Source organism: Pseudomonas nitroreducens (genome assembly GCF_024170165.1).
Classification (GTDB): Bacteria; Pseudomonadota; Gammaproteobacteria; order Pseudomonadales; family Pseudomonadaceae; genus Pseudomonas; species Pseudomonas nitroreducens_C.
In genome coordinates this window covers 439499-450832 of sequence record NZ_JALJXP010000004.1, presented here as the reverse complement: position 1 = coordinate 450832, position 11334 = coordinate 439499, and the positions used below count along the sequence as shown (strand labels likewise).

Genomic DNA, 11334 nt, shown 5'->3' with positions numbered 1-11334 from the left:
TATCCCCTTACCGTGATGGATCATGCCAGCCGTTACCTGCTGGCCTGCGATGGTCTGCTCGGGCCACGTCTGGCTGAAACTCAGGCCGTCTTCGAACGACTCTTTCGCACCTACGGCCTGCCATCGCGCATGCGCACCGACAACGGTACTCCCTTCGTCAGCACAGGGCGTGCGGGGCTTTCACAACTGTCGATCTGGTGGCTGCGGCTGGGCATCCTGCCTGAGCGCATCGCTCCTGGACGACCGGAACAGAACGGCCGCCATGAGCGTATGCACCGCACGCTCAAGCTCGCTACTGCGCAGTTGCCAGAACCTGATCTGAAGCGTCAGCAGGCCCGCTTTGATGCATTTGTGCGGCACTACAACCATGAACGACCTCACGAGGCGCTGGAGCAGAAAACCCCGGCCCAACTCTACGTCCCTTCATCGCGCCCGTTCCCGAACCGGCTGCCAGAGCCCAGCTATGCGAGCCATATCGAGGTCTATCGAGTCGACAGCGCTGGGCTGGTCAATCGGCGCGGGATGCAGATTTACGTGGGATCGGTGCTACGACGACAACTCGTTGGCCTAGAGCTGATTGGCGACGGAATCTGGGCTGTTCATTTCGGACCAATCGTCATCGGCAAGCTGGACGAAAGGGAGCGAAGTAGGCGATATCTGAAGATGCGAGTGTCACCCATGTGACTGAACTCGTTTGTTACCTATGTGGTTGTCTCCTACACCCCGGACATCCGGTTTTTCGCTTAGGGCGAAAAATACCCTCGTTGAAGCGAAGTTTCAGGGGCACGCTGCGAAGGGCCATCCCTGGCCCATCGCAGCTCTCGCGACATCCATGTCGCTCAACCCCTGAAACTCCGCTTCAACGACGCCTCCTGAACGGGGCACTCGGCGTGCGCGGATATTTCTCTGGAAGACCTTAAGAGCCAGGGCGAAGCATCGGCTCTTCGCAGGGCCGAGGGGGACGCCCAATCCTTGCTCGCGAACCGCACGGCAAGGCGTTTCGCGACGCAATAAAAAAGCCCCGCTCTGCAGCGGGGCTTCTTCATTCCCTCAAGGAGCGTCAGGCCCCCTCAGAGTGCATCACGCAGCATCGCCCACCAGGCCGGCGGCGCGTTGGGACTTGCGGCGGTTGGACACCAGCAGGCCGGAGCAGACCACCACGACGGTCAGCAGGGTGGTGGCGACCACTTCCATGCGGTGGTCCGGGCGGATCAGCATGATCACCAGGGCGCCGACGATGAAGATGATCACCGCCCAGGTCAGCCAGGGGAACAGCCACATCTTCAGCTTCAGCTCATGGCCCTGGGCGAGCAGCTTCTTGCGCATGCGCAGCTGCGACAGGGCGATCACCAGGTACACCAGCAGGGCGATGGCGCCGGAGCTGGCCAGCAGGAAGTTGAACACTTCAGCCGGGGCCAGGTAGTTGGCGAAGGTGCACAGGAAGGCCATGGCAGTAGACAGCAGCACGGCGTAGACCGGGGTGCGGCTGGCGCTGGTCACCTGGGCGATCTTCGGCGCGTCGCCGCGCTTGCTCAGCGAGTACATCATGCGCGAGGCGGTGTAGAGCGCTGAGTTCAGGCAGCTGGTCACCGAGACCAGCACGATGATGTCGACGATCAGCTTGGCGTACGGGATGTGCAGGTGTTCCAGCACGGTCTGGTAGGAGCCCATGCTGACCAGGCGCGGGTCGTTCCACGGCACCAGGCAGACCACGATCAGGATCGACAGCAGGTAGAACAGCGCGATACGCCAGATCACCGAGTTGGTGGCGCGGGTGATTTGCTGCTCCGGGTCCTTGGACTCGGTGGCGGCGATGGTGACGATTTCCGAACCCATGAAGGAGAACATGGTGGTCAGCAGCGCGGCGAGCACGGCGCCCCAGCCCTTGGGCAGGAAGCCTTCGCTGGTCAGGTGGCCGATGCCGGAGACTTCGCTGTTGGGCGAGAAGCCGAAGATGGCCGCGCAACCCAGCACCAGGAAGGCGATGATCGAGACGACCTTGATCAACGCCAGCCAGAACTCGAACTCACCGTAGTTCTTCACGCTGAACAGGTTGGTCACGGTCAGCGCGGAGGTGATCAGGAAGGCCAGCACCCAGATCGGCGCGCCGGGGAACCAGGCGTGGATGATCGCCGCGGCAGCGTTGGCTTCCAGCGGGATCACCAGGACCCAGAACCACCAGTACAGCCAGCCGATGGTGAAACCGGCCCAGTGGCCGATGGAACGGTCGGCGTAGGTGGAGAAGGAGCCGCTGTCCGGCTGCGCGACGGCCATTTCGGCCAGCATGCGCATCACCAGGACCACCAGCAGACCGGCGACCAGATAGGAAACCATGACGGCCGGGCCGGCTTCGGCGATGGCGTGGCCGGAGCCTACGAACAGGCCCGCGCCAATGGCACCGGCGATCGAAAGCATCGTGACGTGACGATTTTGCAGGCCCTGGGAGAGCCCGGAAGAGGGGGTGCTGCTCATGCTTTACCTACAACTACGGAGGGAATTGCGTACTGCGGGAGTCGAGGTCCGTTTCAGGATTCCAACAAGTCGTTCGACATTGTGAACGCAAGGATCGCGCCACATTCTGTTACGACTTAAGTCGTAGTCTGGGAATTTTTCCTACAACGCCCATCTGGCAGGCGTTGTCGGATCCGAGATAAATGTCTTTGTACGACCGTTCCATGTCGTTTTTAGGCATGCACTGCGTTTTGTGTGTAGAAACTACCCAGCCTTGTTGAGTGCAGGCAGGTCACGCGGTAACACTGGCAGGCGCGCCAGGTGCAGGGCCACCAACAGGCCGATTCCCAGCAGGCCGGCGATGAACAGGCCCACGCCGTTCCAGCCGTACTGGTGCCAGAACAGACCGCCGGCGGTGCCGGCGACGCTGGAACCGGTGTAGTAGCAGAACAGGTAGAGCGACGAGGCCTGCCCCTTGGCCTTGAGGGCGCGGCGGCCGATCCAGCTGCTGGCCACCGAGTGCGCGCCGAAGAAGCCGAAGGTGAACACCAGCAGGCCGGCCAGTACCAGGGCCAGCGGTTGCAGCAGGGTGATCAGCACACCGCCGAGCATCAGCGCGATCATCGCCCAGAGCACCTTGCGCCGGCCCAGCTTGTCGGCCAGCGAGCCGACCCAGGCCGAGCTGTAGATGCCCGACAGGTAGACCAGCGAGAGCACGCCGACGATGGCCTGGCTCAGGTGGTAGGGCTCTGCCAGCAGGCGGTAGCCGATGTAGTTGAACAGGGTGACGAAGGCGCCCATCAGCAGGAAGGCTTCGAGGAACAGCCAGGGCAGGCCGGCATCGCGGAAGTGCCCGGTGAAACCCTCGATCAGCCGGCGGGGCTCGAGCGGCGCCGGGCGGAAATTCTTCGACTCAGGGAGGATGCGCCAGAACAGCAGCGCCGCGGCGAGGGCGAGCATGCCCAGAGTGGCCAGCGCCACGTGCCAGTTCACGTAGTCCACCAGCACGCCGCTGATCAGCCGCCCGCTCATGCCGCCAATGGCGTTGCCGCCGATGTACAGCCCCATGGACAGACCGATGTGCTGCGGGTGGATTTCCTCGGAGAGGTAGGTCATGCCCACCGCCGCCAGGCCGCTGAGGGACAGACCGAGCAACGCGCGCATCGCCAGCACGCCGTGCCAGGTCGGCATCAGTGAGCTGCCGAGGGTGAACAGGGCGGCGAGGATCAGCGAGGCGACCATGATCGACTTGCGCCCGATGGCGTCGGAGATCGGCCCGGTGACCAGCAGGCCGAAGGCCATGGTGATGGTGGAGATCGACAGCACCAGGCTGCTCTGCGCGGCGGTCAGGTCGAAGGCCTTCGACAGCACCGGCATCATCGGCTGCACGCAGTAGAGCAGGGCGAAGGTGGCGAAGCCGCCGGAGAACAGCGCCAGCGAAGTGCGCATGAATTCCGGGGTGCCTTTCTCGATGTAGGTTTCGATTTCTTCGACGGCACGCACCACGTCGCCGTTGGCTTCGCGTGCGCTCTCCAGCAGATCGGCCGGCTCGTTGGCGGCCACTGGTTCTTTTACGGCAGCCGGATCGGCCGCCATGGAATGTTCTTCCCGCAAAGCCCGCAGGGCAGGTTGACTCACGACACACCTCTGGATGGTAAAGCTGGGGGTGAATGACAGCAGAGGGCCTGGAATGGCGGCAAAGGCCCGCGCGGCCAGGCAAGGAGCAGGTTGGTAGTCGTTATTGGGCTTGTGTGGAAAGGATAAGGAGCGGGCTTTATTATTTCCAATATATTAATCGACACATTTGAGTCGTTTTGCGAATCATTCGATGGGGCGCCGATCTTGGCGGCGTGGCAGGGACTTCGCCTATGGCGCTCCTGTGTTTTGGGGGAACCCTCTCCCCCCGCCCTGGCTGCGCACCCCGCTCCGAAGGGAGAGGGAGCTGTCTGTGCCGGCTGACGCTTAGGTTTCATCCTGCACTGAACGGTCCCCTCTCCCTTCAGGGAGAGGGTTAGGGAGAGGGGAAACCCGAGGTATCAGTCGTCGGGGAAAGTCAGTTTTCCGATCCGATAACCGCTATTTCAGCGAGGGCACCATGGAACTGCGACACCTGCGTTACTTCATCGCCGTCGCCGAGGAGCTGCACTTCGGCCGTGCCGCCGAGCAGCTGGGAATTTCCCAGCCGCCGCTGAGCCAGCAGATCCAGGCGCTGGAGGAGGAGATCGGCGCACGCCTGCTGGAGCGCACCAACCGCCGCGTGGCGCTCACCGAGGCCGGCAGGCTGTTTCTCGACGAAGCGCGACAGGTGCTCCAGCAGGTGGACCGTGCCGTGCTGCTGGCACGGCGCGCGCACCAGGGCGAGATCGGTGAGCTGAAGGTCGGCTTCACCGCGTCGGCGCCGTTCACCTCCAGCATCCCGCGCGCCATCCTGGCGTTCCGCCAGGCCTACCCCGACGTACACCTGGACCTGCAGGAACTGAGCAGCGGGCAAGCGGTGCAGGCGCTGCTGGAAGAGCGCGTGCAGGTCGGCCTGATCCGCCCGATCCCGCTGCCGGAAACCCTCGAAGCCGTGGAACTGTTCAGCGAGCCGCTGGTGGCCGTGCTGCGCGCCGATCATCCGCTGGCCCAGGCCAGCCAGGAGGGGCTGGAGTTCGCCCTGCTGGCGGACGAACCCTTCGTGTTCTTCCCGCGCAGCTACGGCACGGGCCTCTACAGCCAGCTGATGGCGCTGTCGCGGCAGGCTGGCTTCAGCCCGCGCATCGCCCAGGAAGCGGGCGAAGCGATGACCATCATCGGCCTGGTGGCAGCGGGGCTCGGTGTGTCGATGCTGCCGGCGTCGTTCCGCCGGACGCGGGTGGACGGTGTGGTCTATCGCACCCTCAGCGACCCGGGTGCGACCAGCTCGGTGTGGCTGGTGCGGCGGCGCAACGAGACGTCACGCCTGGCGCAGTCGTTCTTCGACCTGGTGACCCAGCAAATCCAGGCCTGACTCAGGTGCATCGGCGGATAACGCCCGGGGGCGTTATGCGCCCTACGGGTGGGCCGGATAACGTAGGGCGGATAAAGCGGAATGCTTTATCCGCCGATGCCCAGAGCCGGGCACGGCGGACAGCGTTGCGGGGCAGCGGCTTACTTGGCGTAGTCCGCTTTCAGCGCGACGCCGGCGATGACCGCCCCGGCGTGGCACTCGAACTGCCTGGCGTCCTTGAACTCGTTGCGCTTGTAGTAGCTGACGATGTTGGTCACGGCGGTGGCGCCGGCCTTCTTTGCCGAATCCTGCAGGGTGATCAGTGCCGATTGCAGAGCCCAGCGGCAGGCTTCCTCGTCGCTCTTGTTGAAGGCGTTGGTCTTCTTGTTGGTGATGGCGCCGGACTGGATCACGTTCAGCTTGTCACCCGCCGGGTTGCCCGCCAGGTAGAACTTCACGCTGCCGTCCAGGCGACCGGCCTTCACCGCTTCGGCGACGACTTCGTCGAAAGGCAGGTGCAGGGTGGTGTCGCGAGCCTGGCTGATGCCGGGAATGGACGCGCAGAGCGCGAGGGCGAACAGCCCGAGGGTCTTGCGTTGCATGGATCGACTCCTTGTCGATGAGGGGGATCAGTTGCTCGGCGGGGCGAGGTGCAGGTTCTGCAGGATCTTGTTGTTGAGGATGGCGACCCACTTGTTGTAGTTGCGGTGGATCTGCCCATCCTTCTCGTCCAGGCCGCTGCTGCTGCGCAGCTTGATGGAGTACTGCTGGCTGCTGTAGGGAATGCTGACCTCGGCGTGGTGCCGCTCGCGCACGGTGATCTCGGCGTAGATCACGCTGCCGGAATCCTGCTGCACGGTCCATTTCTGTTCTTCCAGCGCGTCGTGGATCGCCGCCTGCACCTGTACCGAGGTGCGGTTGCTGTCCGGCGGCAGGCTCTGGTCGATGTTCTCCACGGGCTTGGTGGTGCAACCGACGGCCATCGTGGTGGCCACGCAGAGCAGCAGGCTGCGGATCAGTCGGGACATGGTTTGCTCTCCTTGCAGTGTCGTTTGGCTCTGCCTTTGAACGGTGCTCAGCGCCAGCGCTTGAAGATCAGCGAGGTGTTGATGCCGCCGAAGGCGAAGTTGTTGTTCATCACGTACTCGTGGCTCATCGCGCGCGGCTCGCCCCGCAGGTAGTCGAGGTCGCCGCAGCGCGGGTCGATCTCGTCCAGGTTGAGGGTGTGCACGTAGCGGTCGCTGTTCATCATCTCGATGCTGAACCAGGACTCCAGCGCGCCGCACGCTCCCAGAGTGTGGCCCAGGAAACTCTTCTGCGAGCTGATGGGCATGCGATTTCCAAAGAGCTCGCTGGTGGCCAGGGTCTCGGCGATGTCGCCCTGCTCGGTGGCGGTGCCGTGGCCATTCACGTAACCGATGGCCTCGGTCGGCAGACCGGCATCTTCCAGCGCCAGCTCCATCGCGCGGCGCATGGTCGACTGTTCCGGGCGGGTGGTGTGCTGGCCGTCGGCGTTGCTGCCGAAACCGACGATCTCGGCGTGGATGTGCGCACCGCGGGCGAGCGCGTGATCCAGGTCCTCCAGCACCAGCATGCCGGCGCCTTCGCCGATCACCAGGCCATCGCGGCCGCTGTCGTAGGGGCGCGGCGTCTGCTGCGGGGTGTCGTTTTTCAGGCTGGTGGCGTAGAGCGCGTCGAACACCATGGCCTCGGTCGGGCACAGCTCCTCGGCGCCGCCGGCGAGCATCAGCGGCAGGCGGCCGAAGCGGATCGCCTCGTAGGCGTAGCCGATGCCCTGGCTGCCGCTGGTGCAGGCGCTGGAGGTGGGGATCACCCGGCCGGTGAGGCCGAAGAAGATGCTGATATTCGCCGCTGTGGTGTGCGGCATCATGCGCACGTACGAGTTGGCGTTGAGGCCGTCGGCCACCGAATTCAGCAGCATGTTGCCGAATGCCTTGATCTCGTCGGTGCTGCCGGTGGACGAACCGCAGGCCACGCCCATGCGCCCGTCACGGATGGACTCGTCGCCCAGCAGCCCGGCATCGGCCAGCGCGCGCTCGGCGGCGCCCACCGACAGGCGCGAGACGCGGCCCATGCTGCGCAGCTGCTTGCGGGTCCAGTGCCTGGGCACGACGAAGTCCAGCACCGGGCCGGCCAGGCGGGTGTTCAGTTCGGTGAAGCGGTCCCAGTCGTCCATGCGGCGGATGCCGCTCTGGCTGGCGCTGAAGTTCGCCTCGATGCTCGCCCAGTCCGAACCCAGGGAGGTGATGCCGGACATGCCGGTGATGACCACGCGCTTCATCAGCACAGTCCTCCGTTGACCGCCAGCACCTGGCGGGTGATGTAGCCGGCCTCGGCCGACATCAGGAAGTTCACCGCGCCGGCAACTTCTTCCGGGGTGCCCATGCGCTGGGCGGGAATCATCCTGAGGATTTCCTCCACCGGCACCTGCTCGTCGAGCATGGCGGTGTCGATCAGGCCCGGCGCCACGCAGTTCACCGTGATCTTCCGTTTACCCAGCTCGATGGCCAGGGCCTTGGCGGCGCCGATCACGCCGGCCTTGGAGGCGCTGTAGTTGACCTGGCCGCGGTTGCCGATCAGCCCGGACACCGAGGTGATGCAGACGATGCGCCCCGGCTGGCGGCGGCGGATCATCGGCATGATCACCGGGTGCAGGACGTTGTAGAAGCCATCCAGATTGGTGCGCAGCACCTGGTCCCAGTCCTCTTCGGTGAGTGCGGGGAAGGCGCCGTCGCGGGTCAGGCCGGCGTTGCATACCACGCCGTAGTAAGCGCCGTGGGTTTCCACGTCGGCTTCGAGGATGCTCCGTGCGGCTTCGCGGTCGGCCACGTCGAACTGCAGTACGCGGGCGCTGCGGCCCAGTGCCTGGATTTCGGCCTGCACGGCGTCGGCTTCGGCGCGGCCGCTGCGGCAGTGCAGCACCAGGTCGAAGCCGGCCCGGGCCAGGCGCAGGGCGATGGCGCGGCCGATGCCGCGGCTGGAGCCGGTTACGAGGATGGAATCAGTCATACGCTTGGCTCTTTCACGGCAGGTTCTTGTAGGTAGCTGGCAACCTCTGGCGGGCGGAACACGGTGAGGCGCGCCAGCGCCTTGATCCCCGGCCCCTCCAGATGGCATTCGAAGACGCCCATGCCATTGTCGTCCTGCAGGGTGCGGATGGCATGGATAGTGATTGGCGCGCCGGCGGGGAAGCTCGCCGCGTCGCACTGGTACTGGCGGGTGCCGAGCAGGAAGCCCAGCTCCACCGGCTCGCCGCGCGAGCGCGCCTGGCAACCGGCGTAGGCGGCGACGCTCTGCGCCATCAGTTCCACGCCGACCCAGGCCGGTAGGCTGCCGTCGGCCTCGTTGAACAGGCCGCCCGGACGCACCGTCAGGCGTGTGCGGATGTCCTCGTCGCCGAAGTCGAGCACTTCGTCGATGAGGATCATGTCGCCCGCATGCGGCAGCAGGGATGCGATCGGCCAGTCGATCATCGGGTCACTCCAGAGTCGTTGCTCATCTCGCCCAGGATCAGGCTGATGTTGTTGCCGCCGAAGGCGAACGAATTGCTCATCAGGTAGCGCGGGCCTGCGCCCGGCAGGCGCGGTGCATCCTCGCCCACCAGGTTCAGCGCCGGCAGTTGCGGGTCGGCGACGCCATCCCAGCGCTGTGGCGGCAGGCGATTATCCGGGTTGTGCTCGCTCAGCAGTAGCCAGCAGAACGCCGCTTCCAGTGCGCCGGCGGCGCCGAGGGTATGTCCGGACAGCGGTTTGGTCGAGGAGCAGGGCACCCCAAAGGGGAACTCGGCGCTGACGGCGAGGCTTTCCATGGCGTCGTTGTGCACGGTCGCGGTGCCGTGCAGGTTCAGGTAGGCGATCTGCTCGGGCTGCAGGCCGGCTTCGGTCAGCGCCTTGCGCATCGCCTCGCGGGCGCCACGGCCCTCGGGGTCGGGGGCGGAAATATGGTGCGCATCGGAACTGGCGCCGCTGCCGAGCAGCGCCACCGCGCCGGGCTCGCGGGTCATCAGGAACAGCGCGGCACCTTCGCCGATGTTGATGCCCTGGCGATTGGCCGAGAAGGGGTTGCAGAGCTCATCCGAGACGGCCTCCAGGGAGCTGAAGCCGTTCAGCGTCAGTTCGCACAAGCTGTCCACGCCACCGCACAGCACGGCGTCGCACAGCCCGAGGTTCAGCAGCCGGCGCGCACTCTGCAGGGCGCGGCCGCTGGAGGTGCAGGCGGTGGAGATCACGTAGGCGGGGCCGGCCAGCTCGTAGTGTTCGGCAAGGTATACCGCCGGGTCCGACAGCTCCTGGTGGGAGTAGTGGAAGCCTTCGGGCAACTGCCCGTGCAGGCTGTGGTGGCGCACGCCCTGGGTGGTTTCCTGAATGCCCGAGGTGCTGGTGCCCAGTACCACTGCCACGCGGCTGGCGCCGTAGCGCTGGATGGCGCTGCGGATGGCCGGGTCGATCTGCGTGGCGGCGGCCAGCAGCAGGCGGTTGTTGCGGGTGTCGTGGTGCTTGTCGGGGATGTTCGCCAGGCGCGCCTTGACCGTCCCCACCGGCAGGCTCCGGCCCGGCACCCAGCCGGACTGCACCTGCATGCCGGCGGATTCGCCCGCCAGCAGCGCGGCGGCCACTTCGCGCTGGTCGTTGCCCAGCGCGCAGATCAGGCCCAGCTCGTTGAGGTAGAGAGTGTTCATGGCGCGGCTTCCAGGGGCGTCACGTGGTAGCGGAGCTCGGCGCCTTGCAGGGTGAAATCCTGCGCCGAACGGTAACGGATGTTCCAGCGCTGCTGCAGGCTGCGCCCATCGCTGCGTATCTGGTAATCCGTGGCCGGGTAGCGCGCGGCCAGTTCACCCTCGGGGGTGAGCGCGAACAGCAGTACGGCGAAGAGCTCGCGCGCTTCCGGGTTGGGCGGCAGCAGGCCGTCGTTGCTCCATTCTCCGTCACGCAGCAGCTGGCGCGACAGAGGGATGCCCAGCGGATCGATCAGCGACCAGCGCAACGCGTGGTGTTCCTGTTGAATCACCAGCAACCAGTCCTGGCTGGCGCCTGCCTGTTCGCGCTGGATGTGCAGCTGCAGCGGCGTTGCCAGCGGCGGTAGTGCAGACGGCAGCGGCGCTTGCTGGGCGCAACCGGCCAGCAGCGCAAGGAAGGCGAGACTCAGCCAGCGGATCATGCTCAGCGGCTCTCCAGGGGTTTGCGTACCACGGCGTTGACCAGGGTTTCCTCGCGCTGGCCGAACGGCTTCGGCTTGCGCAGGCCCCAGCGTTCCAGCAGGCCGAAGTCCTTGGCGCGACTCCACCACAGGTAGGGGTAGGAGACGTTCTTCTCGCTGAACTCGAAGCCCTGTTCGCGGAGCATCTGCAGGTACTGCGCGGCGCTCTTCTGCACGTGCATCGGGTGGCGGAAGAACCAGCGGATCACCCAGGTATCGATGTATGCCTCGGTGGATTCGGCGAACAGCAGCAGGCCCCCCGGCTTGAGCACGCGCCAGAACTCCTGCAGCGCCTGCTCCTGCTCCACCAGGTGATGGAAGGTCTGGTGGCAGAACAGGATATCGACGCTGGCCGAGGGCAGCATCAGGTCGGCGCAGTCGGCGCAGTTGAGCTCCACCTCCACGTTCTCCCGCGCCGCTTCCACGGCCGAGCAGTCGAGGCTGTGCGGGTCGGCGTCGAGGCCGATCATGCGCCCGGGCTTGAACGCCTCGCGCAGCAGGCGGAACGAGCGGCCCTGGCCGCAGCCGGCATCCAGCAGCACCGGGTTGACCGGGATGTCCCAGCTGACCAGGCGCTTCAGATCGTTGATCGCCACGCGCAGCACGTGGTGCTGCCAGGTGTGGCTCTGCAGGAACCAGAAACCGAAACGGGTTTCTTCGACGTAGGTGGAGGCGGGGCGGGTCATGACAGTCCTTGT

12 protein-coding genes are annotated in these 11334 nt (G+C 65.6%); 2 read left to right on the top strand and 10 right to left on the bottom strand.

The window, feature by feature from the left end:
- Window positions 1-684 (top strand): integrase core domain-containing protein (locus J2T47_RS11390; RefSeq protein WP_253446147.1); only part of this gene is annotated, 684 nt, incomplete at its 5' end.
- A gap of 396 nt (window positions 685-1080) precedes the next feature.
- Here the strand turns inward: J2T47_RS11390 and gabP are convergent.
- Window positions 1081-2472: a GABA permease gene (gene gabP / locus J2T47_RS11385; RefSeq protein WP_253446144.1), complete on the bottom strand. Its 1392-nt coding sequence runs from the start codon at window positions 2470-2472 to the stop codon at window positions 1081-1083.
- Window positions 2473-2715: 243 nt separating this feature from the next.
- Window positions 2716-4047 carry an MFS transporter gene (locus J2T47_RS11380; protein ID WP_253446141.1) on the bottom strand — a complete coding sequence of 444 codons (1332 nt, stop codon included), beginning with the start codon at window positions 4045-4047 and terminating at the stop codon, window positions 2716-2718.
- A gap of 499 nt (window positions 4048-4546) precedes the next feature.
- Between J2T47_RS11380 and J2T47_RS11375 the strand changes: the two genes are divergently transcribed.
- The gene (locus J2T47_RS11375; RefSeq protein WP_253446138.1) at window positions 4547-5440 is read left to right on the top strand and encodes a LysR family transcriptional regulator; all 894 of its coding nucleotides are present in this window, start codon (window positions 4547-4549) and stop codon (window positions 5438-5440) included.
- Window positions 5441-5580: 140 nt separating this feature from the next.
- On the opposite strand, the gene J2T47_RS11370 is transcribed toward J2T47_RS11375, so the two are convergent.
- From J2T47_RS11370 to J2T47_RS11335, 8 genes are read right to left on the bottom strand one after another with little or no spacing between them, the layout of a single operon-like run.
- Window positions 5581-6021: an excinuclease gene (locus J2T47_RS11370; protein WP_253446135.1), complete on the bottom strand. Its 441-nt coding sequence runs from the start codon at window positions 6019-6021 to the stop codon at window positions 5581-5583.
- Between the two features lie 27 nt (window positions 6022-6048).
- Complete coding sequence (locus J2T47_RS11365; RefSeq protein ID WP_253446132.1) at window positions 6049-6447, bottom strand: hypothetical protein; 399 nt, start codon at window positions 6445-6447, stop codon at window positions 6049-6051.
- Window positions 6448-6494: 47 nt separating this feature from the next.
- Window positions 6495-7721: a beta-ketoacyl-ACP synthase gene (locus J2T47_RS11360; RefSeq protein ID WP_253446129.1), complete on the bottom strand. Its 1227-nt coding sequence runs from the start codon at window positions 7719-7721 to the stop codon at window positions 6495-6497.
- Window positions 7721-8449, bottom strand: coding sequence for a 3-oxoacyl-ACP reductase FabG (fabG, locus tag J2T47_RS11355; protein WP_253446126.1), 729 nt, complete (start codon window positions 8447-8449; stop codon window positions 7721-7723). Before fabG ends, J2T47_RS11360 begins: the two co-directional genes overlap by 1 nt.
- The gene (locus J2T47_RS11350; protein ID WP_253446123.1) at window positions 8446-8913 is read right to left on the bottom strand and encodes a hotdog family protein; all 468 of its coding nucleotides are present in this window, start codon (window positions 8911-8913) and stop codon (window positions 8446-8448) included. The genes fabG and J2T47_RS11350 overlap by 4 nt, the downstream gene beginning before the upstream one ends.
- Window positions 8910-10118 carry a beta-ketoacyl-[acyl-carrier-protein] synthase family protein gene (locus tag J2T47_RS11345; protein WP_253446120.1) on the bottom strand — a complete coding sequence of 403 codons (1209 nt, stop codon included), beginning with the start codon at window positions 10116-10118 and terminating at the stop codon, window positions 8910-8912. Before J2T47_RS11345 ends, J2T47_RS11350 begins: the two co-directional genes overlap by 4 nt.
- Complete coding sequence (locus tag J2T47_RS11340; RefSeq protein WP_253446117.1) at window positions 10115-10597, bottom strand: hypothetical protein; 483 nt, start codon at window positions 10595-10597, stop codon at window positions 10115-10117. Before J2T47_RS11340 ends, J2T47_RS11345 begins: the two co-directional genes overlap by 4 nt.
- 2 nt (window positions 10598-10599) lie before the next feature.
- Window positions 10600-11322 carry a class I SAM-dependent methyltransferase gene (locus J2T47_RS11335; RefSeq protein WP_253446114.1) on the bottom strand — a complete coding sequence of 241 codons (723 nt, stop codon included), beginning with the start codon at window positions 11320-11322 and terminating at the stop codon, window positions 10600-10602.
- Window positions 11323-11334 lie beyond the last annotated feature (12 nt).

Excerpts from the sequence above, each read along its gene's own strand:
- fabG (WP_253446126.1), bottom strand. The coding sequence starts at position 8,449 with ATGACTGATTCCATCCTCGTAACCGGCTCCAGCCGCGGCATCGGCCGC.
- J2T47_RS11375 (WP_253446138.1), top strand. The coding sequence starts at position 4,547 with ATGGAACTGCGACACCTGCGTTACTTCATCGCCGTCGCCGAGGAGCTG.
- J2T47_RS11350 (WP_253446123.1), bottom strand. The coding sequence starts at position 8,913 with ATGATCGACTGGCCGATCGCATCCCTGCTGCCGCATGCGGGCGACATG.
- J2T47_RS11370 (WP_253446135.1), bottom strand. The coding sequence starts at position 6,021 with ATGCAACGCAAGACCCTCGGGCTGTTCGCCCTCGCGCTCTGCGCGTCC.
- J2T47_RS11335 (WP_253446114.1), bottom strand. The coding sequence starts at position 11,322 with ATGACCCGCCCCGCCTCCACCTACGTCGAAGAAACCCGTTTCGGTTTC.
- J2T47_RS11340 (WP_253446117.1), bottom strand. The coding sequence starts at position 10,597 with ATGATCCGCTGGCTGAGTCTCGCCTTCCTTGCGCTGCTGGCCGGTTGC.
- J2T47_RS11345 (WP_253446120.1), bottom strand. The coding sequence starts at position 10,118 with ATGAACACTCTCTACCTCAACGAGCTGGGCCTGATCTGCGCGCTGGGC.
- J2T47_RS11365 (WP_253446132.1), bottom strand. The coding sequence starts at position 6,447 with ATGTCCCGACTGATCCGCAGCCTGCTGCTCTGCGTGGCCACCACGATG.
- J2T47_RS11380 (WP_253446141.1), bottom strand. The coding sequence starts at position 4,047 with ATGGCGGCCGATCCGGCTGCCGTAAAAGAACCAGTGGCCGCCAACGAG.
- J2T47_RS11360 (WP_253446129.1), bottom strand. The coding sequence starts at position 7,721 with ATGAAGCGCGTGGTCATCACCGGCATGTCCGGCATCACCTCCCTGGGT.
- gabP (WP_253446144.1), bottom strand. The coding sequence starts at position 2,472 with ATGAGCAGCACCCCCTCTTCCGGGCTCTCCCAGGGCCTGCAAAATCGT.